Below are 23,772 nucleotides of genomic sequence, written 5' to 3'. Positions count from 1 at the left end.
TCGGACCGGTCTCAGCCGTCCCTGAGCTTCTTCAGGCGCGCCACGTCCGCCGCGTGGCCTTCCTTGCGGCCCGGTGTCTCGATGACCAGCGGTACGCCCTCGGTCGCGGGATGGCTGAACAGCTCGCGGAACGGGTCCTCGCCTATGTGGCCGCTGCCGATGTTCTCGTGACGGTCCTTGTGGGCGCCCACCACGTCCTTGGAATCGTTGGCGTGGATGAGCCGGAGACGCCCCTCGCCGACCGTGTCCACGAGGAGGTCGAGGGTCTGCTTCATCCCGCTCGGTCCGGTCAGATCGTGGCCCGCCGCGAAGATGTGGCAGGTGTCCAGACAGATGCCGAGCTTCGGGTGGGCGTCGAGGGCCTCGAAGTACGGGCCGAAGTCCCAGGTGCGTGAGCACAGCGAGGCGCCCTGGCCCGCGGTGGACTCCAGCAGGAGGTACGGATCGTCGTCGTGGGTCAGCTCGTCGAGCAGCGGCAGCATGTGCTCGCGTACCTGCTTGAGCGCGACCGGGCGCTCCCGGCCGCCGGTCGCCGAGCCGGTGTGCACGACGACGCCCAGCGCGCCGATCTCGCGGCCGCGGCGCAGCGAGTGCCGCAGCGATTCCACGGACCGCTCGACGGTCGCCTCGGTGTGCGAGCCGAAGTTGATCAGATACGGGGCGTGCACATACGCGGGAACCGACTCGGCGGCACAGGCCGCGCGGAACTCCTCGTCCTGCCTCGGATTGCCGACGGGCGTCGCCCAGCCGCGCGGATTGGCGACGAAGACCTGGACGGTCTCGGCGCCGATCTCGCGCGCGTACGACAGACCGATGGTGGACAGACCGCCGGCGACGGGGACATGGCTGCCGACGGGATTGCGGGACTGCTGGCTTGTCACACCCTTCAGGGTGTCATGAGGCCGGACGGGCCTCGGCGGCGGATGGGCCCCCGGGAGCGGACGTGCCTGATGGGCCCCCGGTGGCGCGCCGCCGTCAGCCGATCTTGATGGTGATCGTCGATCCCTTGGGGGCCTCGTCGCCGCCCTCCACCGACTGGCTCTTCACCGTGTCGCCGAAGAGCCCGAACAGGCCGCGGTCCTCCTCGACCTGGAATCCGGCGTCCTCGAGCTTCTGCCGGGCGTCGTCGACCTTGTCGCCCACCACGTCGGGGACCTCGACCATCACCGGGCCCTTGGAGATCGTGAGCGTGATCGTGTCGCCCTCCGCGACCTGGCGGTCCGCGGCCGGTGACTGCCTCGCGACCGTGCCCGCGTCGAACTCGGAGTTGACCCGGGCCGAGGCGATCTTCACCTTCAGTCCCTCGTCCTCCAGGTCGGCGGTCGCCTCTTCGACGGACTCGCCCGTGACATCGGGCACGTCCACGGGCCTGCCCTTGCTGACGGTCAGCGCGACGGCCGAGCCCGCCCTGCGTACGGTGTCCGCATCCGGGTCAGTACTGATCACGGAGCCGCTGTCGATCTCCTCGCTGAACGCCCGGGTGACCATGCCGGGCTCGAGCCCGGCGTCCTTCAGCTCGGACTTGGCCTTCGCCAGTGGGAGGCCCTGCAGATCGGGGACCTTCACGGTCTCCGGGCCCAGCGAGATCGTCAGCGTCACGCCGTCGTTGTTGCGGATGCGTGCGCCGGGCGCGGGATCGCTGCTGATGACGGTGCCGCGCGTGACGGTGTCGCTGTAGCTGCGCTTTACGCCGTTCACGTCGAGACCGGCGTCCGCGAGCCGTTCCCTGGCCTGGGCCTCGGTCTTCGTCAGCAGCGGCGGCACCTTCGTGAACTGGCCGGAGTTGATGTACCAGACGCCGGCACCGAGCCCCAGCGCCAGCAGCACCGCGGCGATCACCGCGAACATGCCGCGCCGTCCGCGCCGCGTACGCCGCGGATCAGCCGGAGGCGGGCTCTCGAACCGGCTCGTGCGGTTGAGCACGGCTTCGCCGCCGTCAGGGTCGTCGTCGTTGACGGGCAGCGGCCGCGCCACGGAGAGGCCACGGGGAATCACGCTCGTACGGTCCCCGGAGATGTTCCGCGCGTCCTGCCCCTCGCCGCGGGCCCCCGGCGGCACCGCGTCCAGTTGTTCATCGGTGAGCCCCGCCCGTGCCTCCCTGAGGGCGGCCAGCAGCGCCACCGCGTCGTGCGGGCGCACATCGGGCGTACGGGCGGTCGCGGACGCGACGAGCTCGTCGAGCACGAAGGGCAGGCCCGGCACGGTCGCCGACGGCGGCGGCACGTCCTCGTTGAGGTGCTGGTAGAGCACCTGGGCCGGCGACTCGCCGGAGTGCGGCTTGCCGCCGGTCAGCATCTCGTAGAGGACGACACCGCACGCGTACACGTCGACGCGCGGGTCCGCGGTGCCGTGCTCGATCTGCTCGGGCGCGAGATACGAGACGGTGCCGAGGACGGCTCCGGTGGTGCTGGTCACGGTGTCCACGGCCCGTACGAGACCGAAGTCGGCGACCTTGACCCGCCCGTCGTCCCCTATCAGGACGTTCTCCGGCTTCATGTCGCGGTGCACGAACCCGGCGCGGTGCGCGGCGCCCAGCGCGGCCAGCACCGGCTCCAGGATGTCCAGCGCGGCGCGGGGCTGCAGCGCGCCGCGCTCGCGCAGCACGTCACGCAGGGTGCACCCGGCGACGTACTCCATGGCCAGGTAGACGTAGCCGCCGTCCGTGCCCTGGTCGTAGACGCCGACCACATTGGGGTGCGAGAGACGTGCCACCGACTTCGCCTCACGGATGAAGCGCTCGACGAACGACCCGTCGGCGGCCAGCGCCGGGTGCATCACCTTGAGTGCGAGGACGCGGTCGAGGCGGGTGTCCACGGCCCGGTAGACCGTGGCCATCCCGCCGACCGCGATACGGGCGTCGATGCGGTACCGGCCGTCGAGCACCTGCCCGACGAGGGGGTCCTGAAGGGTCGTGTCCACGGAGCGAGTGTACGAGCCGGTACTGTCAACCCTCTCCGCTGCGCGATTTCCGAGCGTGGAATGCAGCACAGCTGTGACTGTTCCCGCCGGACTCTGTCCACTGTTGGTCCACTGTTGCTAGAACGCCGGCCGTTCCGGGTCCAGCCGGGCCAGACCCTCGGTGGGAGAGGACGCCTCAGCGAAGTGCCGCCGGGGAATCCGCCCCGCCCGCCGCGCCAGCCGCCCCGCCTCTACGGCATGCCGCATGGCCTCGGCCATGAGCACCGGCTCCTGCGCACGGGTGACGGCTGAGGCAAGCATCACACCCGCACACCCCAGCTCCATCGCCAGTGCCGCGTCCGACGCCGTACCCGCCCCCGCGTCCAGAATCACCGGCACGCGCGCGTGCTCCATGATCAGCTGGAAGTTGTGCGGATTGCGGATGCCGAGGCCGGACCCGATGGGCGAGCCGAGCGGCATGATCGCCGCGCAGCCGACGTCCTCGAGCTTCCGCGCGAGCACCGGGTCGTCGTTCGTGTACGGCAGGACGGTGAAGCCGTCGTCGACGAGCGTCTCGGCGGCGTCCAGGAGCTCGACCGGGTCGGGCAGCAGCGTGCGCTCGTCGGCGATGACCTCGAGTTTCACCAGGTCGGTGCCGAGGGCCTCGCGGGCGAGGCGGGCGGTCAGCACGGCTTCCCCTGCGGTGAAGCAGCCCGCCGTGTTCGGCAGTACGCGGATGCCGAGCCGGTCGAGGACGGACAGCACCGAGCCGTGCACGCCCGGGTCGACGCGGCGCATGGCGACCGTCGTCAGCTCCGTACCGGACGCGACGAGGGCCCGCTCCAGCACGTCGAGGCTGGGCGCGCCGCCGGTGCCCATGATCAGGCGCGATGAGAGGGTCAGGCCGCCGATGACGAAGGGATCGTCTGCCATGAGTCTGATCAACCTCCCTGGACTGCGGTGAGGACCTCGATGCGGTCCCCCTCGGCGAGCGCGGTCGTGAGCCACTCCGCGCGCGGGACGACGGTTTCGTTGAGGGCGGCGGCGACGCCGGACGGCGCGGTGGTGAGCGTCGCGACGAGCGTGCCGAGTGGGGTGCCCGCGGGGACCTCCCGCGGCTCACCGTTGACGGAGATGCGGATCGGCGTGGTGACCGGGCCGTTCATGCGGGCTGCTCCGTGAAGTCGGTGCGTGCGGTGCTCCCCGTGAAGTCCGTGCGTGCGGTGCTCCCCGTGAAGTCCGTGCGTGCGGTGCTCTCCGTGAGGGCCGTGCGGGCAGCGAGCGCCGGGCCGAAGCGGGTGGGTGTGAAGGGGCGTGCCTCTTCGGGCAGTTCGCCGGTCGTCAGGGCGTGCGCCAGCACATCGCCGGTCACCGGTGTGAGCAGCACGCCGTTGCGGTGGTGGCCGGTGGCCAGCAGCAGCCCGGGCAGGTCCGTCGGACCGAGCAGCGGCGCATTGTCGGGGGAGCCGGGCCGGAGTCCGGCGCGGGTCTCGGTGAGCGGCAGCTCGGTGATGCCGGGCATCAGCTCGTGGGCGTCGCGCAGTAGCTCGTACACGCCGCCCGCGGTCACCGTCGTGTCCCAGCCGAGCTCCTCGCTGGTCGCGCCCACGACCAGCTCGCCGTTCTCGCGCGGTACGAGATAGACCTGGCTGCCGCGGACGACGGCGCGCACCGTGCGGCTCAGAAAGGGCCCGTACTGCCCCGGCACGGTCAGCCGCAGTACCTGCCCCTTCACCGGCCGCACGGGCGGCAGGACGTCGTCGGGGACCCCACCAAGCCTGCCGCTGAGGCTTCCCCCGGCGAGGACCACCTGACCGGCGGCGATCCGGGTGCCGTCGTCGAGGACGACTCCGGTGGCCCGGTCGCGTACCACCGTCAGCCGCTCCGCCCAGAGCCGGTGGAAAATCACCCCGGCCCGCTCGCAGGCCGTCACGAGGGCCTTGGCGAGGCGCCGTGGATCGACCTGGTGGTCGCCGTCGACCCTGAGCCCTCCGCGCACGCCCGGCGCGAGCATCGGCTCCAGGCGGCGGCACTCGCGCCCCGTGAGCCACTCCGACTCGAGGTCGCACCGGCGCTGCAGGGCGTGCAGTTCCCGCAGGTGGGCGCGGTCGTCGGCGTCCAGCGCGACGGCGAGTGTGCCCGACCGGCGGTAGCCGAGGTCCTGTCCGGTCGCCTCGGTGAGCTCCGCGGCGAAGTCCGGGTAGCGGCGGGCGGATTCGAGGTTGAGGCCGAGCAGCGTCTGCTCGCCGTAGTGCAGCTCGGTGACGGCGGCGAGCATGCCCGCGGCCACCTGGGCGGCCCCGCCGCCCGGCTCGGGGTCCACGACGGCGGTGGACAGCCCGCGCTGCGCGGCCCGCCAGGCCGTGACGAGCCCGATGATGCCGCCGCCGACCACAAGGACGTCGGGCGCGGAACCGGGATCGGATGATTCGGGTGAATTGCGCACATCGCGTGCTGGCATGGGCGTCGAGCCCCTCCCTTCGCCGGCATGACCCGGATCAGGTTCGGACGGTCGGAGGCCGTCGCAGCCTCCCTCTCAGCCCGGTGCGCCGGGCTCCCGCGAGTACGGTGGCCACCCTAGCCCTTCGTTCCGCACCTCAGTAAGGGAGCCTCCGCTCATGGCACGCCCGTCCGTACGGTCCCTCGACGGTCTCGTCCTCGCCCCGGTCGCCGACCAGGCCCCAGGTCAGGTCGGTACGCGGACCCGGTTCACGTACCACGAGAAGGACGGTGAGATCTGGGCGGAGTACGCGGGCGGCGATGTCGTGCGCGGCCATCTGGTGGGTACGCGTGAAGGCGAGCGCCTCGACTTCCGGTACGTGCAGCTGAAGCGGGACGGCACTACCTCCTCGGGCCACTGCGTGTCGGCCGTCGTCGAGCTGGCGGACGGCAGGGTGCGGCTGGAGGAGACCTGGGAGTGGGAGTCGCAGGACGGCAGCGGGACCAGCGTCGTGGAGCAGATACCGGCCGAGGAAGCCGCCCTGCAGGCCCGCTGACTGACAGAACGTCAGTTGATTATGGTGATCGGGTGAACGAGCAGACCCCGGCGGGCAGCCGGACAGCACAGGACGCCCCGGCCGGGCGCTCCGCGCAGGCGCAGCGCCACGTCGTCATCGCCGGCGCGGGCATGGCCGGCGTGCAGACCGCCGTCGCACTCCGCGAGCAGGGATTCGGCGGCGAGATCACGCTGATCGGCGCGGAGCCGCACCAGCCGTACGACCGGCCGCCGCTGTCCAAGGCCGTGCTGCTGGGGACGGCAGAGGGATCCGCCTTCGACGTGGACTTCGAGGCGCTCGGCCTCGAACTGCACCTGGGCCGCGAGGTCACCGGGCTGCGGCCGGCCGAGCACGAACTGGACACGCGGCAGGGGCCCGTCCCGTACGACGTGCTGGTCGTGGCCACCGGCGCAGAACCGATCCAGCTGCCCGGCGCGGAGGGCGTCCCTGGCGTCCATCTGCTGCGCACCCTGGACGACGCCGAGCGGCTGCGGCCCGTACTGGCCGAACAGCACGACATCGTCGTCGTCGGTGCGGGCTGGATCGGTGCGGAGTTCGCCACGGCCGCACGCGAGGCGGGCTGCGCGGTGACCGTGGTCGAGGCCGCCGACCGGCCGCTCGCGGGGGCGCTGCCCGCCGAGGTCGCGGCGCCGATGACGGCGTGGTATGCCGACGCCGGCGTGGAACTGCGCACCCACGCGCGCGTGGAGCACATCGAACCCGGAGCGGTCGTCCTTGCGGACGGCAGCCGGCTGCCCGCCGGCGCCGTCGTCGTCGGCATCGGCGCGCGGCCCGCCACGCGGTGGCTCGAGGGATCCGGGATCGAGCTCGGCAGCCACCGGGAGATCGTGACGGACGACCGTCTGCGGACCTCGGCCGCCGACGTGTACGCGGTCGGCGACTGCTCCTCCTTCCCTTCGGGAAGGTACGGAGAGCGCCTCATGGTCCACCACTGGGACAACGCCCTCCAGGGGCCGCGCACGGTGGCAGCCAACATCATCGGGGAGACCCCCGAGACGTACGACCCCGTGCCCTACTTCTGGTCGGAGCAGTTCGGCCGTTTCGTGCAGTACGCGGGCCACCATGCCGCCGCGGACGCGATGGTGTGGCGCGGCGACCCCTCCGGGCCCGCCTGGACGGTGTGCTGGCTCCGCGACGAGCGCCTCGTCGCCCTCCTCGCGGTGGGCCGCCCACGGGACCTCGCCCAGGGCCGCAGACTCATCGAGTCGGGAACCCGCATGAACACCACACTGCTGACGGACCCGTCGCGGCCTCTCAAGGCCGCGACGGCTTGACCCCCCGTTGTGGGCAGGCGTTCCGCAGGGCGGTGGGGTCCCCTGCTCGAGCGGAGCCCAGAGCTTGGGGGAGGTGGGCACAACCCACGACGGCGGTGCGATTGCGTTGTACGGACCGCCCCGTGCCAGGCGACGCGCCCACGTCCGCGGGCAGCGCATGGCGCACCGTACGCCCCGGTCAAAAGCACCCCTCGCCGGCACGACGGCCCCCCGCAGGGAGGCGTCTGGCTTCCGAGTGTCAGTCGGGGATGGCACGCTTGTCCCGTGACCGAGATTGACACAAAGATCGATGCTCTCGTCCCCGCCTGGCTCACCCTCCCCGACATCGCCGAAAGGATCGGTGTCGAGGTGACGCGTGTCCGGCAGCTGGTCAAGGAGGGCCAGCTCATCGCGGTGCGCCGCGGTGAGAACCGGGCACTGCACGTGCCTGCCGCCTTCATCGACGGCGACAAGGTCGTCAAGGGCCTGACCGGCACCTTGACGCTCCTGAGGGACGACGGCTTCACCGACGAAGAGATGCTGGAGTGGCTGTTCACCCCCGACCCGAGCCTGCCCGGCACACCCGCCCAGGCCCTGAGTGAGAACCGCGGCACGGAGGTGAAGCGTCGCGCCCAGGCGCTCGCCGTCTGACCCCTGGGGGCTCCCGAGCCCCGAGCCCGGTGCCACCGCGCCCGAGGCCCGGGAGCCCGCGGCCCGTACCCTGATCGCCGCCACGCCATCACGCCGCCGTCTCGGGGGACACGTACGCCCATGAACGACACCTCTCGCCCAGTCACCGCCCCCGCGGCCGCCCTGCGGGCGCAGCTCGCCGACGCCCGGGTCTATCTCTGCACCGACGCGCGCAAGCGCCAGGGGGACCTCCCGGAGTTCCTCGACGCCGTCCTCGAGAACGGCGTCGACATCGTGCAGCTGCGCGACAAGGGCATGGAGGCCGGTGAGGAGCTGGAGCACCTCGCCGTCTTCGCCGACGCGTGCCAGCGGCACGGGAGGCTCCTCGCTGTGAACGACCGTGCGGACGTCGCGCACGCCATCGGCTCCGACGTGCTCCATCTGGGCCAGGGCGACCTGCCCGTCCCCGCGGCCCGCGCGATCCTCGGGGACCGCGTACTCGTCGGGCGCTCGACGCACGCCGAGTCGGAGGCCGCGGCGGCCGCCGTCCAGGACGGCGTGGACTACTTCTGCACGGGCCCGTGCTGGCCGACGCCCACCAAGCCGGGCCGGCGCGCACCTGGCCTGGACCTCGTGCGGTACACGGCGTCGCTCGGCACGGACCGGCCGTGGTTCGCCATCGGCGGGATCGACCTGGGCAACCTGGACGAGGTGCTCGAAGCCGGAGCCCGCCGCGTCGTCGTCGTACGCGCGATCACCGAGGCCGACGACCCGGCGGAAGCCGCGGCGGCGTTCGCGAAGCGGGTGCGGGCGGCCTGACCCTCCCGTCCGTCCGATACGTGGACAACAATCGGGCAAAAAGGTCAATTTACCCTGCTCCGGTTGGGGGACCGCCAGGGCCTGGCTAACCTGCGGGTATGGCCCTCGGAACTGCTTCCACCAGGACTGATCGCGCACGGACCGTGCGCGACATGCTCGCCACCGGCAAAACCACGTACTCGTTCGAGTTCTGGGCGCCGAAGACCCCCAAGGGCGAGCGGAACCTGTGGAACGCGCTGCGCAGGATCGAGGCCGTCGCACCCAGCTTCGTCTCCGTCACCTACGGTGCGGGCGGCTCCACGCGCGCCGGCACCGTGAAGGCGACCGAGCAGATCGCCGCCGACTCCACGCTCACCCCGGTCGCCCACCTCACCGCGGTCAGTCACTCCATCGCGGAGCTGCGCAACATCATCGGGCAGTACGCGGACGCCGGGATCCGGAACATGCTCGCGGTCCGCGGCGACCCGCCCGGCGACCCCATGGGCGACTGGATCCCGCACCCCCAGGGCCTGACCTACGCGGCCGAACTGGTGCGGCTGATCAAGGAGTCCGGCGACTTCTGCGTGGGCGTCGCCGCCTTCCCCGAGATGCACCCACGCTCGGCGGACGAGGACTCTGACGTGCAGCACTTCATCGACAAGTGCCGCGCCGGCGCCGACTACGCGATCACGCAGATGTTCTTCCGGCCCGAGTCCTATCTGCGCCTGCGGGACCGGGTCGAGGCAGCCGGCTGCACGACCCCGATCATCCCGGAGGTCATGCCCGTCACCAGCGTGAAGCAGCTCGAACGACTGCCCCAGCTCAGCAACGCCGCCATCCCGGACTCTCTGAAAGAGCGGATCCTCACAGCAAAAGACGATCCTGCCGCTGTACGCTCCATTGGCATCGAGTTCGCAACGGAGTTCTGCGCGAGGCTGTTGAGCGAGGGCGTTCCAGGACTGCACTTCATTACCCTCAACAACTCCACGGCGACGCTGGAAATCTACGAGAATCTGGGCCTGCACCACCCACAGGGCTAGACCGGCCGCACCCGTCGGGGCGGCGGCCGCAGGGAGAGGGGCGTACATGGGCTGGACGGTCCTCTACATCGCATTCGGCATCGTCGCACTCTGGTTGCTCGGCGAGGTGCTGCTGCAGTACAAGGCACGGCTGCGCTGGCGGCTGCTCGCCTTCGTCGGCTTCCTGGGGGTCGTCCTCGGTGTGCTGATGCCCTCGGTTGTCGTCATCGGCGTGGGTGCGGCCGCCTTCGCCGTCGGACAGACGTACGTCACGCTCTCGTTCCGCCGCGGCTTCTCGACCGGCTGGGCGCTCAGCGGCGTACCGGGCGTCGGCAAGTCCCGCAAGGGGGAGCCGTCCCGTCAGGAACCGACGCTCGAGGTGACCGGCCTCGAGGCCGAGGAGCACGCTGAACACGGCTACGGATACGCGGACACGGACGCCGATGCCCCGGCCCCCGCACAGGCGGACGAGGGCGCCTTCGCGTACGCGTACGCGGGCGACGGAACGTACCAGCAGCCGGGCGACGGAACGTACCGCCAGGGCGGCGACGGCGCGCCCGTGTACGAGCCGCAGCCGATGCCCGACGACACCGGGCAGTACGGCGTGTACGGCCACCCGAACTCGGCATACGAGCCCGCCGCGTCCGCGCAGCAGAACGCGGGCTACGGCTACGACGGCTACGGCCAGCAGCAGTACGACGCGTACGGAAACCAGCAGCAGTACGCCGAGTACTCCGACCCGTACGCCGCGACGGGCACGTACGGGGGCCAGCCGCAGTACGACGCATACGGCCAGCAGTACCAGGGCGGTTACACCCAGGATCCGTACGCGGCTACGGCATACGGCACGGAGACGCCGCCCGGCGGAGTGTGGGTGCCCCAGCAGCGCGACGGCGACCAGCAGCAGTACGGCGGTGAACTCCCGCCGGAGCAGGCCTATCCGCAGCAGGACCAGGGCGGCTACGACACCGGGTACAACCAGCAGTACCGCTACTGAGCTCCGGCGCTCCCGACGGCCGTCCCCGCCCCGAAGCCACCCGGGCTCACTGCGAACCGCGGAACTCCGGCCCCTCCACGATGAGTCCGGCGACGAGCGCGCCCGACATGCCCGCGTGCGGCAGGCCGCCGCCCGGGTGCGCCCAGCCGCCCACCGCGTAAAGCCCCGGTATGCGTGTGCTGTTCGACGGGTGCAGCAGGCGGCCGCCCGCCGAGGCGAGTGCGGGTGGCGGGACGGAGCCGCCGTCGGCGCCCGTGGCCGCGGCGATGTCGGCCGGGGTGCGCACTTCGTGCCACAGAAGCCGGTCCCGCAGGCCGGGCACCGCCCGCTCGGCGACCACCAGCATCCGCTCCACGCCGGCCTCCGAGACCTCCGCGTGCGCCGGGACCGTGACGGTCAGCGTCACGGCCTCGTGCTCCGCGTCGGGCACCAGCGCCGGGTCGCCGGGGCGCAGCACCGTCACGGTCGGCGAGACGGCGAGGCCGGGCCGCGATCCGAAGAGGCGGTCGAGCTCGTCCTGACGGTCACCCGCGTGCACCACCGTCCGGTACGCAGTGTCCTCGGGACGGCCGCCTCGAAGGGCGAGCAGCACCGTCAGCCGGCTCGGCAGCCCGGTCTGCGGCGGGACCTCGCCCGCCGCCCGTATCGGAGGCCCTGGCAGCAGGCCGTCGAGCACACCCGGCGCGACGCCCGCAACCACGAAATCGGCGTCCTCGGCCGACCGGTCCGACAGCTCCACGCCCGCCGCGCGGCCGTCCTTCTCGACGACCCGGACCACCTCCGCGCCGAAGCGGAACTCCACCCGCCGGGCCAGACACCGCTCGTACACCGCATCGGCCAGCGCTCTCAGGCCGCCGCGCACGGACGAGACGCCGAAGGTCTGCTCCATGTACGGCAGGACGGCCGCGCTCGCAGGTGCGGTGCGCGGGTCCAGGCCGTACGCCAGGGCGTAGTGCTCCAGCAGTGCGCGCAGCCGCGGCTCGCCGCCCAGCTCCAGATCGGCGACCTCGGTGAGCGTCGTGGCCATCCGGTCCCTGCGCAGCAGGCGACGCTGCACGGCTGCCGGATACGGCTCGCGGTCCGCCAGCACCTGCCAGTTCGGCCACAGCGGCTCTTCGAGCAGCGGGCGGCGCGAGCGGTCCCAGGCCTCCCGGGCACGGTTCATGAACGCCGCCCAGCGGGCCCCCGCGCCCTCGCCCAGCGCGGCGTCCAGCGCCTCGCCTACACCCGCGCGTGACGCGTTCGGCAAGGACACCTCGGTGCCGTCCGCGAAGACATGCCGCACCGCAGGCTCGACCTGGGACAGCTCGACGCACTGCTCCAGGGGCTCCTTGCCCGTCTTGAGGAACAGATCGCGGAACACTGCGGGCAGCTGCAGCAGGCCCGGGCCCGTGTCGAAGGCGAAGCCGGCGCGCTCGACGCGGCCCAGGGCCCCGCCGTACGTCGCCGCGCGCTCGTACACCACCACCCGGTGGCCCGCGACGGCCAGCCGGGCAGCCGCCGCCATGGCGCCCATCCCAGCGCCGATCACCGCAATCCGTGCCATGTCAGGGACTTTATCGGCCCCCACCGACAGTCCCGACCGGCGGCCGCGGAGGGCGCCGACCCGCGGAGGGCGAGTACGGGAACGGACGCGATGGACACCAGCAGGCACGGTTCATCCTGAGGATGAGCACACATGTCTGAGTATCCGTACCTAGTCGGCGAGTTGAGTAGGTATGCGGATGGGGCGCGACCGGCGCAGACGGAAGAGTGGGGGCACGGAAAGGGGCGCCGGCGCCGGTACCGCCGACACGGGGCGGCGGAACGGTGCGGCGCCCTTGGCCGCCCCTCCTGCGAGGGCAGGGCGAGCACGGGGAGGGAAACCGACGGGGGAACAGACGGGGGATCGGGGGACGGGGGAAAGCACGGGGGATGCGCCGGTCCGGCGAGGTCTCAGGGGGGATGAGGCCACGCCGGACCGGCGCTTTTCTGTCCGATGTCCGGGCCGCCGGCGACGCCGGGCCGCCGGCGCTGACCCCGGTTCAGCGCCCTCCGGCCACGCGCCCCTGCAGCAGCCGGGACAGCGCGGCGTGCACATCGTCGAGCGAGCGCTCGGGCTGGAACGCCTTCCAGTCCAGGGCCGCCACCAGCACCATCCCGAACAGTGCCGCCGCCGTCAGCGGGACGTCGATCTCCTCGCTCAGCTCGCCGCTGTCGACGCCGTCGCGCAGCACGCGTTCCACGACGGCGATGGCCTCCTGGCGGAGCACCATGAGCGTGGACTGCCAGGCCCGGTTGGTGCGCCACAGTTCGGCGACGTACAGCTGGGTGAAGGCCGGATAACGGTCGATGAAGACGAGCCCTGCGCGGACCATCGCGTCCAGTGCGTCGACCTTGTTGCCGCCGCCCTGCGCGGTCTTCTCGGCCGCCTCCCGAAGGGAGGCGGTGAGGAGACCCACGCCGTGCCGCAGCAACTCCTCGAAGAGGACCGACTTGCTCGCGAAGTTGTAGTAGACCGTGCCCTTGGCGACCCCGGCCCGCTCGGCGATCTCGTCCACGGTGGTGGCCGAGAAGCCCTGCTCGGCGATGAGGCCCACGGCCGCCTCGTAGAGCTTCTGCCGGGTGGCCTGGCGCCGCGTCCCGCTGCTGTCCGCGGCCTTGCCGCCCCCCGGGGCTCTGCTGACGTCCACCGCGCTGCCGCCCTCCATGGCCTTGCTGCTTTCCATGACCTTGATTCTCACAGGCTCAGCTCCGGGTGCAGCCGGTCCAGCGTCCAGACCTGCTTGCGTCGCGCGGCGACCGCGGTGAGCGCGAGGGCGCCCGCCGTGAAGGCGGCGAGCACGGCGCAGGCCTCCCAGACGGGGCCGAGGCCGCCACCCGTGATGAGTCTTCTGAGCGCCTCGACGACGTAGCTCATGGGCAGGAAGGGGTGGATCGCGTTGAAGAAGTGCGGGCTGGTCTGTACGGGGTACGTGCCGCCCGCCGACGTCAGCTGCAGCATCAGGAACGCCAGTACGAGGATGCGCCCGGCCGGCCCGAAGCGGGCGTTGAGCCACTGCACGATCGCCGCGAAGCACGCCGTCACCAGGCACAGGAAGCCGACGGTCGCGGCCGCCCGTACCATCTCCAGACCCAGCCCCCAGTGCAGGACCGACATCAGGGCGGCCGTCTGCAGGACCCCCAGCGCGGCCACCGGCAGCCAGCCCGCCAGCGTGATGCGCCACGCGGAGGCGCCCGCGGCGAGCGCGCGCCGGTTGAGGGGCTGGATCAGCATGTACGCCACCATCGCGCCGACCCAGAGGGACAGCGGGATGAAGTACGGGGCGAAGCCCGTGCCGTAGTTGGGCGCCTTGTGGAGCGACTGGGAGGCGAGCTGGACCGGGTCGGCCATGACCGCGGTGCGCTGGGCGCGGTCCTTCTTGTCGTAGTCGGGGATCTGGTCGGCGCCGTCGTGGAGGCCGCCGGCGAGTTCCCCGGAGCCGTCGGCCAGCTTGAACAGGCCGCCGTCGAGGTCGCTCGCGCCCGTCTTCAGCTCGCCTACGCCCGTGTCGAGATCGGCGGAGCCGGACTTCGCGGTGGTCAGACCGGAGTGCAGCGCCGCGGCGCCCTTGGCGACCCGGGCGGCCCCTCGGTTGAGCTGGTTGATCTTGGACACAGCCGTGTCGAGGTCCTCGCTGAGGTGCGGTGCGGCCTTGGCGAGGGCGTCCGCCTGCTTCTGCAGCGTCGCGAGGTCCTTGTCGAGGGCGGCGACGTCGCCGTCGTAGCCCTGCACCACCGTGTTGACGTCCTTGGCGAGCTTCGCGGCGTCGGCGGCCGCGTCGTTCGCCTTCTTGAGGTCCCCGCAGGCCGGGTCGGCGACCAGCGCCTTCTCGCAGCGCCTCTCGTAGACGGCGTTCAGGGTCGCGGACGCCTGACGGGTGCCCTGCTCCGCGAGCGGCGCGGTCTTGACGAACGTGTCGAGGTGACCGCGGACCACGCCCGCCGAGTCCGCGACGATCCGGGCGGTGTCCGCGATGGTCATTCCGTTGGCCTTGAGGAACGGGCGGACCTGGTCCGCGGCCGTGTCGACCTTGTCGGCGAGCCTCCGGGTACCCGCAGCGACCTGCTTCGAGCCGTCCTCGAGATCGCCCGCGCCCTTGTCGAGCTTCTTGATGCCCTTGGCCAGCCTGGAGCTGCCGTCCTTGGCGTCCTTCAGCCCGTCCGCGAGATCCTTCGCACCCTTCTTGGCCTTGCCGATGCCGCTTTCCAGGTCGTCGGCTCCCTCGGCGGCCTTCTCGGTCGCGTCATGGATGTCCGAGAACGAGATGAAGATCCCGTCGAGAAACGTCCGCGAGGCGCTGGTGGAGGCCGCCGAGCGCACCTCGGAGAAGACCGTCCGGGAGATCTGCCCGACGATGTAGTTGTTCGCGTCGTTCGTGCGCACCTGCAGCGCGCCGGTCTCAGGGCCGGTACCGGAACGGGAGCCGGAGTCGGTGTCGGCGCTGGAGGCGATGCGCCGGCTGAAGTCGGACGGCATCGTCAGCGACAGGTAGTACGTCCCGTCCTCGACACCCTCGCGCGCCTCGGTGGCAGTCACCTCGTCCCACTGGAAGACCTTGCTGTCCAGTAGTTTCCCGGCGATCTCGTCGCCCGCCGCGACCTTCGTGCCGGAGACGGTCGCCCCTTTGTCCTCGTTGACGAGCGCCACGGGTATCCGGTCCAGCCGGCCGTACGGGTCCCAGAACGACCACAGATACAGCGCGCCGTACAGCAGGGGGAGCAGGAGCAGCGACGCGAGTGCCGCGCGCGGGAGCCTCCCCCTGCGGAAGCGCCTCAGCTCAAGCGCGGCCAGCTTCGGCGAGCGCATCCGCCGTCTCCTTCTCGTCCTCGTCCGTCTTGGCCGTGTTCTCGTCCTCGTCCGTGCCGGGGTCCTCTGTGTGGGGTGCCGTGGACACGGTCAGCACGTCCTCGGGGGCCTCGCTGCACACCGCCACCACCGTGGTCCCCGCCTCGGCGATCGACCGCAGCAGCGCCCAGGCCTCGGCGCGTTCCGTGTCCGAGAGCTTCAGGTCCGTGTCGTCGACGCCCAGCACGCCCGGCCGGCCGATCAGCGCAAGCGCCACGGACAGCCGCAGCGCCTCCAGCCGCTCCAGATCCCGTACGGCCGTACGCGGCCCCTTGGGCAGAGTCGACATGTCGAGACCGGCGGCAGAGAGTGCCGCCTCGATCCGCAGCCGCGCCTCGGCCGCCCGCTCCCCGCGCGGTCGCAGCAGGGCTCGCACCAGTGTCTGCAGCGATCCGTCGTAGCGCCGCTGCAGCAGGGCTCGTTCGCGCAGGTGTTCCGCGACGGTCAGGGAAGGGTCGAGATCGGTGACCCCGGGGACGGGGCCGAGCGCACTGATGCGCCGCACCGCCGCCATGTGCTTCGGCAGCGGGAACCGTCCGACGGACGCCTGCCCCTCGGTCGGCTTCATGCGTCCGGTGAGCGTGAGCAGCAGGCTGCTGCGGCCGGAGCCGGACGGGCCCGCGATCGCGATCAGCGCTCCGGGCTCCGCGTCGATGTCGATGCCCCGGAACGCCCAGCCGCGCGGCCCGCGGAGACCGAGCCCCTGGGCGCTGACGGTCACTCCGTGCGGACCGACGACCCTCACCCCGTGCGGACCGTCCACCGTTTCCCCCATCGAGCTCCCCCTCGGACTATTTTGAACTGACTGGTCAGTGCAAAAACTAGCTCGAACCCGTCTTCGAAGCAAAGTCCCAGGTCAGAGCCGATTGTCAGTGGCGTGCTTCACGATGAGCACATACGGCCGCTGTGCCGTCACACAGACGACAGGAGGTTCGTCATGGCCAGTTCGTCCGCAGCCGCCGCAGGCCGGCGCCGCGCCTCCGGCCCTGCCCCCTCACTGACAGGCCCGGCGAGCGATGTGCACCCCGTGCTGCGCCGGGCCACGGCCCCGCCCGCCGCGCTCGACCTGCTTGCCCAGGCCCGCGCGGGACTCGACGAGGCGGCCCTGCTGGAGACCCCGAACGAGCGCTACGCGACCGCCCACCTCGCGGCCCTGCGCACCGCGGCCGCCGTGCTCGCCGTGCGCGGCCGTCCGGAGCCGACGGTGCGACGCCGCGCCAGGATCCGGAGCGCCTGGGAAGTGCTCCCCGAAATCGCGCCCGAACTCACCGAGTGGAGCGCCTTGTTCGCCTCGGGAGCCGAGCGCAGGGCCCGCGCCGAAGCGGGCATACGGGGCGCGGCCAGCCGCCGTGACGCCGACGACCTGCTGCGCGACGTGGCGATGTTCCTGCGCCTGGTCGAGCGGATGCTGGTGCTGCAGCCCGTACTGCCGCAGCCCAGGCCGGACGGCGCGGGCGGCGAGGTCCCGGACGCGGGCTGAGGTCCCCGGATGCATCCCTGGCGTGCGGGGACGGGCTGCCGGTACGGATGAGCCGGCAGCCGATACGGATGACGCGGGCGCCGCCGGACAGATGACGGGGCACCGCGCGGAAGGCAATAAGGTGGAGGCGCCTGCACCCTTCCCGCGCCCGACCGGGCAGGGAAGGCACGCCCATCGCTCCGCCGCACACGAGGCGGTGCCGCGCCGAGGAGTCAACTGCCGTGTCGGACCCGATGCGCCCCCGCGCCTCTCTCCGTACCGCCGTGGTCTGGGAGGTCCTGAAGGACGCCCTCGAGGCCCGGGTGAAAGCCACGGGGCGGGAGTCGCTGGACGTCCTCGACACCGGGGGCGGCAGCGGCAACTTCGCGGTGCCCGTGGCCCGCCTCGGTCACCGCGTCACGGTCGTCGACCCCAGCCCGAACGCGCTGTTCGCGCTGGAGCGCCGGACAGCCGAGGCCGGCGTCGCAGACCGCGTGCAGGGCGTGCAGGGCGACGCCCACGGCCTGTTCGACGTCGCCGAGCGCGGTGGCTACGACGTGGTGCTGTGCCACGGCGTCCTGGAGTACGTGGACGACCCGGCCGAGGGGGTACGCAACGCCGTCGAGGCGCTGCGCCCCTCCGGTGTGCTGAGCCTGCTCGCCGCGGGCCTCGGCGGCGCGGTGCTCGCCCGGGCGCTGGCCGGCCACTTCACGGAGGCCCGGCGCGCGCTCACCGACCCGGCCGGACGCTGGGGCGAAGGCGACCCCGTGCCCCGCCGGTTCACCGCCGAGCAGCTCACCGAACTCGTGGCGGACGCAGGCGTGCACGTCGGCGCGGTGCACGGTGTGCGGGTCTTCGCCGACCTGGTGCCGGGCGTCCTGGTCGACACCGAGCCGGGTGCCCTCGAGGCACTGCTCAAGCTCGAGGCGGCCGCTGCCGAGCTGCCCTCGTTCCACTCCGTCGCAACCCAGCTCCATGTGCTCGGTGAGAAGCAGGAGCGCGACGAGACCTGAGCCCTCTGCGGCCCACGCGCCGCTGATCAGCAGCGCAGCCGCACATGGAGTACGCCACAGGCCCCCCGATCGGGCGTCTCGGGCCGTATGATCGAGGGAGACGGTTCCGGCATGAGCAGTCGGCCGCTGGGGAATGCACGCTTCAGTGAGCCGACGCGCCATGGCGGTCCAGGATGGCGAATTGGCGTAGAGGGGCGGGTTTCACGGGGGCGATTCCCTGCCTATCCTGAAGGGGACCCCCCGGTCGCCCCGGCGACTGCACGATGAGGAGGACTCCGTGCCGCTCTCGGAGCACGAGCAGCGAATGCTCGAGCAAATGGAGCGAGCGCTGTACGCCGAAGATCCCAAGTTCGCGACAGCGCTTGAGGGAAGCGGGCTGCGTACATACACCCGGCGACGGGTCTATCAGGCGGTCGCGGGCTTCCTGGTGGGTATCGCGCTCCTCATGGCCGGTATGGTCGCACAGCAGATCTGGATCAGCGTGGTGGGGTTCCTCGTCATGCTGGGCTGCGCAGTGCTTGCTGTCACCGGCTGGCGCAAGGCGCCGAAGCCGGGTGAGCAGGCCGCCCCCGGAGCGCCGGGCGGAACCGGCCCGACGCGCCGTCAGGGCAGGCAGAGGCGGTCCATGATGGACCGCATCGAAGAGCGCTGGCAGCGCCGCCGCGACGAACAGGGCCACTGAACTCCACCGCCGTCCGGCATCTGCCCTTTCGGGCCGGTGCCGGACGGTTTTGATACGACGGACGTACGTGAGGGGTGACCACCTTCGGGTGGGCACCCCTTTGGCGTACGGGCGGTCGGTGTGCCAGCCCTAAAGGCCCGGAGCTCGGAAGCTCTCCGGGCCTTCAGGGTCTTACGTGGCGGTCAGCCCTCCTGCCGGGACGCGCGTGCGCGCCGCACTGTCGGCCGGTGCTCCGCCCACCGTTCGGTCCAGTCCGCTCGGAGCGTCGTCCAGCGGTCGGAGAGAGTCCACAGCACCCGGACGGCTGAGCGCGGGGCGAACACCGCTCGGAGGCGCCTGGCTCTGCTCGCCTTGGTACTCAGGCCGTCCGTCACGCGTCGTACGTCGTCGGCGAGGCCCGCCGGGGGCTGCGGACGCGGTGCGTAGAGGACCTGCTCCACCCCGGCCGCCAGCCGGTGGACCGACTCCGCGGCCTCCGGATCGAGCTGTCCGAGCCGCACGATACGGGCGGCCGCCGTGCGCGGGGTCTGGGAGTCGTCCGGTGGGATGCCGTGGTCCCACGCTGTGTCGGTCGCTTCCAGCCATGCCGCGAGCGCCCGGGTGGCGGCGTCCGCCTCCGTGCGGCCGGGCGAACCCAGCCGGACGGCACGGATCCGCAGCCGCCACAGCATCGGCAGCAGGGGCACCGCGAGCACGGCCAGTACCGCCAGGGTTAGGCCCCCGATGAGGCCCCACGGCGGGCCGCCGCCGTCGGAGGTGTTCGTCGCCTGCGGGGCCGTGCTGGCGCAGCCGCCCTGCTTCCTCTCCTGCACCGGGCAGCTCTCGGAGGCCGAGGGCTCCGCGGACGGTGCGGTCGATGCGCTGGGCTGGGTCGCCGCCGGGTTGCTCGGGTCGCCGGCCGGGGTGTCCGAGCGGGTGTAGTCGGGCACCGTGCCGCGGTTCGGGGTCGGCTCGAAGCGGGTCCAGCCCACGCCCTCGAAGTACAGCTCCGGCCAGGCGTGCGCATCCCGCAGGCCCACCGACATCGAGCCGTCGGACTCCGGTGTTCCGGGGGTGAAGCCCACCGCCACCCGGGCCGGAATCCCCAAAGTCCGCGCCATCGACGCCATCGCGAACGAGAAGTGGACGCAGAAGCCTTCCTTCTGCTGCAGGAAGCGCGCGATCGCGGCCGAACCACTGCCCGCCTGCACCTGCGTGTCATAGGTGAAGCCGCCCTCGTAGGCGAACCAGTCCTGGAGCTTCACCGCACGCTCGTAGTCGTTCGCCGCACCCCGGGTGACCCGGAGGGCCGTGGCCGCCACCACCGGAGGCAGTGAGTCCGGCACCTTGGTGAACTCGCGCTTCAGGGCCGCCGGCGGCTCCGGTGCCGTGGCCAGCTGCTCGGCCGTGGGCTGCACTATCAGGCTCGTCACGTCGTAGTCCGCGCCGCGCGTGGTCTGGCCGCGGTCACCGACGAGCGTGCGGCCCACCGGCTCGTACCGCCAGCGGCCCTCGATGTCCACCTGGCTCGCCGGATACGGCATCGGCAGCCAGTCCTGCGCGTACCAGCCGGCCGCCTTGATGTTCGTCCTGATCTCGGTCCTGCGGACGGAGCCACCGAGGCCCTGCGGGTTCGGGAACGTGCCCGGCACAGCCCCGATGCTCCGCACGGAGGGCTTCCACGCCGTGCCGTCGAACTCGTCGAGGGAGACGATCCGCAGATACAGGTCCTGCGTGTCGTCGCTGCTCGTGCGGTACGTCATGACCTCGCGGTCCTCGGGCTGGTTAAGGCTGTTCTGTAGCGACACCAGCGGGTTCACCGCCGAGATCGTGCCTCCGCCGCCCGTCCCCGTACCGGCGCCGGCCCCGGTGCTGTCCAGCAGGCCGCCGTCCAGGGCGGGCAGGGCGAGCGGCACCACGAGCGCGATGCCCAGGGCCAGGGCGCCGATGCGCCGTCCCGTGCGGACCGGTGAGACCGCACCGCCGCCCGGGCCCTCAGGGCCGCCGGGGAGCCGGCCCGTGCGCGGCGTACCGCCGAAGATCCGGCCCCACTGCGAGAGCCGGTCCCGGCCCTCCGCCAGGAGCAGCATCAGATAGCCGGCGGCCGCCAGCAGGAACCACACCCATCCTGCGCCGCCGTCCGACAGGCCGGCGGCGACCGAGTACAGCGCCAGCAGCGGCAGACCCGCCGGGGCCGCGCTGCGGAACGTCACCGCGAGTGCATCCACCGCCAGGCCGATCACCAGGACGCCGCCGACGATCATCAGCCGGATGCCGTCCGTCAGCGGTGCCGGTATCGAGTACTGCCCGACGTCCGCTGCGCCGTCCTGTAGCAGCAGGCCGAACTCCCGGAACACCTCCGGGCCGGGCAGCACACCGGCGACAGCGTGCCCGCGCGCGAAGACCACGGTCAGCAGCAGGAGCGTCACGAGGGCCTGGGCCGCCACCGTCAGCGGCCGGGCCAGCGGCACCCGCCGGGCCAGCGCGCCCACCGCGGCCTGGATCGCGAGCAGGATCGCGGCCTGCACGATCCACGTCGACGAAATCACCAGCGGCAGCAGCGCACACGCGGCCAGCAGCGTGGCCGCCGTCGCACACAGCGTCAGCCGCGCCTGCCCGCTCATGACCATCCCCCTGTCGTGATCCCCGATGGCGCGGCCGTGGCGTGGTGCTGGTCCGCCTGGCGCCACAGGTCGGCGACGCTCGTGCCCGGCGTCACCGCCAGGGCGGTCCAGCCCGCCTCGCGCAGCAGCCGCAGCCGGTCCTTACCGCGGCCGGCGGACGGCGTGCCGCCCGGGCCGGGGGCCCATGCCGCGCTGTCCATGACGAAGGCGATCGCGGCACCGCTGCGCCGGCGCATCTTCGCGGCCACCGTCGCCTGCTCCTCGTCCAGGTCTCCGAGAAAGGCGACCAGCAGCCCTTCGTTTCCTCCGCGCAGCACGTCGTACGCCCGGGAGAGGCCCGCGCCGTCCGAGTGGTCGATCACCGCGAGGGTGTCCATCATCAGGCCGGCCGCGTCCGCCGACTCCTGGGCGGCGCCCGCGAAACCGTCCGAGCCCTCACCGGGCACCGAGTTGCCGGTGTCCGTCAGCAGCCGCACCGAAAAGCCCCGTTCGAGCATGTGCACAAGGACGGACGCGGCGCCGGACACCCCCCACTCGAAGGCCGAGTCGGGGCCCGCGCCCTGGAAGGCCAGGCCGCGGGTGTCGAGCAGCACCGTGCAGCGGGCCCGCCGCGGCTGCTCCTCGCGGCGCACCATCAGCTCGCCGTACCGCGCGGTGGAGCGCCAGTGCACCCGGCGCAGGTCGTCGCCGTAGCGATAGCCACGCGGGATGACGTCGTCCTCGCCGGCCAGCGCGAGTGCGCGCTGCCGCCCGTCGCCGTATCCCTTGGCCTCGCCGGTCAGCTTCACCGGCGGCAGCGGCTCCACGCGCGGGATCACGGTCAGCGTGTCGTACGTCGAGAAGGAGCGGGTCAGCTCGCACATCCCGAACGGGTCCGACAGACGCAGCTGGAGCGGGCCCAGCGGATAGCGGCCCCGCAGGTCCGAGCGGACGCGGTACGACACCTCGCGACGGCCGCCCGCCTCAACGCGGTCCAGTACGAAGCGGGGCCGCGGCCCGAGCACGTACGGCACGCGGTCCTGCAGCATCAGCAGACCGGTGGGCAGCCGGGACACGTTGTCCATCCGCAGATGGACGCGGGCCTCGGAACCCGCGGGCACGCGCGCGGGGGAGAGCCGCCGATTGCCGGCGACCCGGTAGCGGGTGCGGTAGAGCACGAACGTGCAGACCAGCGGCAGTACGGCGAGCAGCAGACCGACCCGCAGCAGATCGCTCTGGCCGAGTACGTACGCGCAGATGGCGGCGGCGACGCCCGCGGCCAGGAACGAGCGCCCGCGCGTGGTCAGCCCGGCGAGGGCCGTGCGCAGGCCGCCCTTGTCTCCGTCCTCGTCGGGTGCTGCCGCCGGCAGCCCCCCGGCCGTCATCACAGCCTCCGGGCGCCGGGCGGCTGCTGGCCGTAGACCGGGGAGCCCTGGCCACGGCCGGTGGCGAAGCCGGCGCCCGGCTGGGGCGCCGCGGCGGGCACGGGAGTGCGCTGCAGGATCTCGAGGACGACCTGCTCGGCCGTGCGCCGGTTCAGCTGGGCCTGGGCCGTGGGCAGCAGGCGGTGGGCCAGGACCGCCACGGCCAGCGCCTGCACGTCGTCCGGCAGGGCGAACTCGCGGCCGCTGAGCGCCGCGGCCGCCTTCGCCGCCCGCAGCAGATGCAGCGTCGCTCGCGGCGACGCGCCGAGTCTGAGGTCGGGGTGGTTGCGGGTCGCCGCGACCAGGTCCACGGCGTACCGCCGCACCGCCTCCGCCACGTGCACCTGGCGCACCGCGTCGACGAGCTTCGCGATCTCGTGCGCGTGCGCCACCGGCTGGAGGTCGTCGAGCGGCGAGACGCCGCCGTGCACGTCCAGCATCTGCAGCTCGGCCTCCGGGCTCGGATAGCCGATCGACACCCTGGCCATGAAGCGGTCGCGCTGCGCCTCGGGCAGCGGGTAGGTGCCCTCCATCTCGACCGGGTTCTGCGTGGCCACCACCATGAAGGGGCTCGGCAGTTCGTACGTCTGCCCGTCGATGGTGACCTGGCGCTCCTCCATCGACTCGAGCAGCGCCGACTGCGTCTTCGGCGAGGCGCGGTTGATCTCGTCGCCGATCACGATCTGCGCGAAGATCGCGCCCGGCTTGAACTCGAAGTCCCGCCGCTGCTGGTCCCAGATGGACACGCCGGTGATGTCCGACGGCAGCAGGTCGGGCGTGAACTGGATGCGGCGCACCGAGCAGTCGATGGACCGCGCGAGTGCCTTGGCCAGCATGGTCTTGCCGACGCCCGGCACATCCTCGATGAGCAGATGCCCCTCGGCGAGCAGCACGGTCAGCGAAAGCCGTACGACCTCGGGCTTGCCCTCGATCACAGCCTCGACCGACTTGCGGACACGCTCCGCGGTGGTGGTCAGATCTGTGAGGCTCGCTCGATCGTCATAGGTCGTCACCCGGCCCTCCTCGGCCCTTTCCCGCGCTCCTTGGAGCAGGGGACCATTCCAGGGCCGACGCTGCGATGCGGACCGGCCCACCCCGAAACACGGACACCACGCGCGAAAAGTTCCGCGCGG

21 protein-coding genes and 1 riboswitch are annotated in these 23,772 nt (G+C 72.2%); of the genes, 9 read left to right on the top strand and 12 right to left on the bottom strand.

The window, feature by feature from the left end; translation table 11 throughout:
- Positions 1-11: 11 nt before the first annotated feature.
- The 5 genes from ABT009_RS21275 to thiO form a co-directional block, all read right to left on the bottom strand.
- Positions 12-881 (bottom strand): deoxyribonuclease IV, encoded by an 870-nt coding sequence (locus ABT009_RS21275; protein ID WP_351296865.1) that lies wholly within the window; start codon positions 879-881, stop codon positions 12-14.
- Between the two features lie 94 nt (positions 882-975).
- On the bottom strand, positions 976-2,919 hold the full coding sequence (gene pknB, locus ABT009_RS21270) for a Stk1 family PASTA domain-containing Ser/Thr kinase (protein ID WP_351296862.1): 1,944 nt from the start codon (positions 2,917-2,919) through the stop codon (positions 976-978).
- A 117-nt stretch (positions 2,920-3,036) separates the two neighbouring features.
- Complete coding sequence (locus tag ABT009_RS21265; protein WP_351296859.1) at positions 3,037-3,831, bottom strand: thiazole synthase; 795 nt, start codon at positions 3,829-3,831, stop codon at positions 3,037-3,039.
- An 8-nt stretch (positions 3,832-3,839) separates the two neighbouring features.
- On the bottom strand, positions 3,840-4,064 hold the full coding sequence (gene thiS / locus ABT009_RS21260; protein WP_351296856.1) for a sulfur carrier protein ThiS: 225 nt from the start codon (positions 4,062-4,064) through the stop codon (positions 3,840-3,842).
- A complete protein-coding gene (gene thiO, locus ABT009_RS21255) occupies positions 4,061-5,359 on the bottom strand; it encodes a glycine oxidase ThiO (RefSeq protein ID WP_351296853.1) in 1,299 nt (432 codons plus the stop codon). Before thiO ends, thiS begins: the two co-directional genes overlap by 4 nt.
- A riboswitch (TPP riboswitch) is annotated at positions 5,357-5,469 on the bottom strand. Its footprint overlaps the gene before it by 3 nt.
- Before the next feature lie 47 nt (positions 5,470-5,516).
- Here thiO and ABT009_RS21250 point away from each other — a divergent pair.
- From ABT009_RS21250 to ABT009_RS21225, 6 genes are all read left to right on the top strand, one after another.
- The gene (locus ABT009_RS21250; RefSeq protein WP_351296850.1) at positions 5,517-5,894 is read left to right on the top strand and encodes an avidin-fold protein; all 378 of its coding nucleotides are present in this window, start codon (positions 5,517-5,519) and stop codon (positions 5,892-5,894) included.
- 131 nt (positions 5,895-6,025) lie between these two features.
- Positions 6,026-7,189 carry an NAD(P)/FAD-dependent oxidoreductase gene (locus ABT009_RS21245; RefSeq protein ID WP_351297075.1) on the top strand — a complete coding sequence of 388 codons (1,164 nt, stop codon included), beginning with the start codon at positions 6,026-6,028 and terminating at the stop codon, positions 7,187-7,189.
- Positions 7,190-7,453: 264 nt separating this feature from the next.
- Positions 7,454-7,819 carry an Rv2175c family DNA-binding protein gene (locus ABT009_RS21240; protein WP_067272589.1) on the top strand — a complete coding sequence of 122 codons (366 nt, stop codon included), beginning with the start codon at positions 7,454-7,456 and terminating at the stop codon, positions 7,817-7,819.
- Between the two features lie 120 nt (positions 7,820-7,939).
- Positions 7,940-8,617: a thiamine phosphate synthase gene (gene thiE, locus ABT009_RS21235; RefSeq protein ID WP_351296846.1), complete on the top strand. Its 678-nt coding sequence runs from the start codon at positions 7,940-7,942 to the stop codon at positions 8,615-8,617.
- Positions 8,618-8,715: 98 nt separating this feature from the next.
- Entirely contained in the window at positions 8,716-9,636 is a 921-nt protein-coding gene (gene metF / locus ABT009_RS21230) for a methylenetetrahydrofolate reductase [NAD(P)H] (RefSeq protein ID WP_351296843.1), read from the top strand.
- 46 nt (positions 9,637-9,682) lie between these two features.
- A complete protein-coding gene (locus ABT009_RS21225; protein ID WP_351296840.1) occupies positions 9,683-10,612 on the top strand; it encodes an SCO2102 family sporulation regulator in 930 nt (309 codons plus the stop codon).
- Between the two features lie 46 nt (positions 10,613-10,658).
- On the opposite strand, the gene ABT009_RS21220 is transcribed toward ABT009_RS21225, so the two are convergent.
- The 4 genes from ABT009_RS21220 to ABT009_RS21205 all read right to left on the bottom strand — a co-directional run bounded on the left by ABT009_RS21220 (position 10,659) and on the right by ABT009_RS21205 (position 16,254).
- Positions 10,659-12,158 (bottom strand): phytoene desaturase family protein, encoded by a 1,500-nt coding sequence (locus tag ABT009_RS21220; RefSeq protein ID WP_351296837.1) that lies wholly within the window; start codon positions 12,156-12,158, stop codon positions 10,659-10,661.
- 478 nt (positions 12,159-12,636) lie between these two features.
- A complete protein-coding gene (locus ABT009_RS21215; protein ID WP_351296834.1) occupies positions 12,637-13,320 on the bottom strand; it encodes a TetR/AcrR family transcriptional regulator in 684 nt (227 codons plus the stop codon).
- An 11-nt stretch (positions 13,321-13,331) separates the two neighbouring features.
- The gene (locus ABT009_RS21210; protein ID WP_351296832.1) at positions 13,332-15,440 is read right to left on the bottom strand and encodes a YhgE/Pip family protein; all 2,109 of its coding nucleotides are present in this window, start codon (positions 15,438-15,440) and stop codon (positions 13,332-13,334) included.
- Positions 15,412-16,254: an ATP-binding cassette domain-containing protein gene (locus tag ABT009_RS21205; protein WP_351296829.1), complete on the bottom strand. Its 843-nt coding sequence runs from the start codon at positions 16,252-16,254 to the stop codon at positions 15,412-15,414. The genes ABT009_RS21210 and ABT009_RS21205 overlap by 29 nt, the downstream gene beginning before the upstream one ends.
- Positions 16,255-16,416: 162 nt before the next feature.
- Here ABT009_RS21205 and ABT009_RS21200 point away from each other — a divergent pair, with 162 nt between their 5' ends.
- From ABT009_RS21200 to ABT009_RS21190, 3 genes are all read left to right on the top strand, one after another.
- A complete protein-coding gene (locus ABT009_RS21200) occupies positions 16,417-16,959 on the top strand; it encodes an SAV_6107 family HEPN domain-containing protein (protein WP_351296826.1) in 543 nt (180 codons plus the stop codon).
- Positions 16,960-17,180: 221 nt separating this feature from the next.
- Entirely contained in the window at positions 17,181-17,951 is a 771-nt protein-coding gene (locus ABT009_RS21195; protein ID WP_351296823.1) for a methyltransferase, read from the top strand.
- 277 nt (positions 17,952-18,228) lie between these two features.
- Positions 18,229-18,633: an SCO2097 family morphological protein gene (locus ABT009_RS21190; protein WP_351296820.1), complete on the top strand. Its 405-nt coding sequence runs from the start codon at positions 18,229-18,231 to the stop codon at positions 18,631-18,633.
- A 182-nt stretch (positions 18,634-18,815) separates the two neighbouring features.
- Here ABT009_RS21190 and ABT009_RS21185 read toward each other — a convergent pair whose 3' ends face one another.
- The 3 genes from ABT009_RS21185 to ABT009_RS21175 are packed head-to-tail and all read right to left on the bottom strand — an operon-like array spanning position 18,816 to position 23,652.
- Entirely contained in the window at positions 18,816-21,236 is a 2,421-nt protein-coding gene (locus ABT009_RS21185) for a transglutaminase TgpA family protein (RefSeq protein WP_351296817.1), read from the bottom strand.
- A complete protein-coding gene (locus tag ABT009_RS21180; RefSeq protein WP_351296814.1) occupies positions 21,233-22,600 on the bottom strand; it encodes a DUF58 domain-containing protein in 1,368 nt (455 codons plus the stop codon). The genes ABT009_RS21185 and ABT009_RS21180 overlap by 4 nt, the downstream gene beginning before the upstream one ends.
- Positions 22,600-23,652, bottom strand: a complete 1,053-nt coding sequence (locus tag ABT009_RS21175; protein ID WP_351296811.1) for an AAA family ATPase — start codon at positions 23,650-23,652, stop codon at positions 22,600-22,602. Before ABT009_RS21175 ends, ABT009_RS21180 begins: the two co-directional genes overlap by 1 nt.
- Positions 23,653-23,772 lie beyond the last annotated feature (120 nt).

Origin of the sequence: Streptomyces sp. NPDC002896, assembly GCF_040295225.1 — a bacterium.
In the GTDB taxonomy this organism is placed as follows: domain Bacteria; phylum Actinomycetota; class Actinomycetes; order Streptomycetales; family Streptomycetaceae; genus Streptomyces.
The sequence above is the reverse complement of the archived record's forward strand: the minus strand, read 5'-3'. Positions and strand labels throughout refer to the sequence as shown.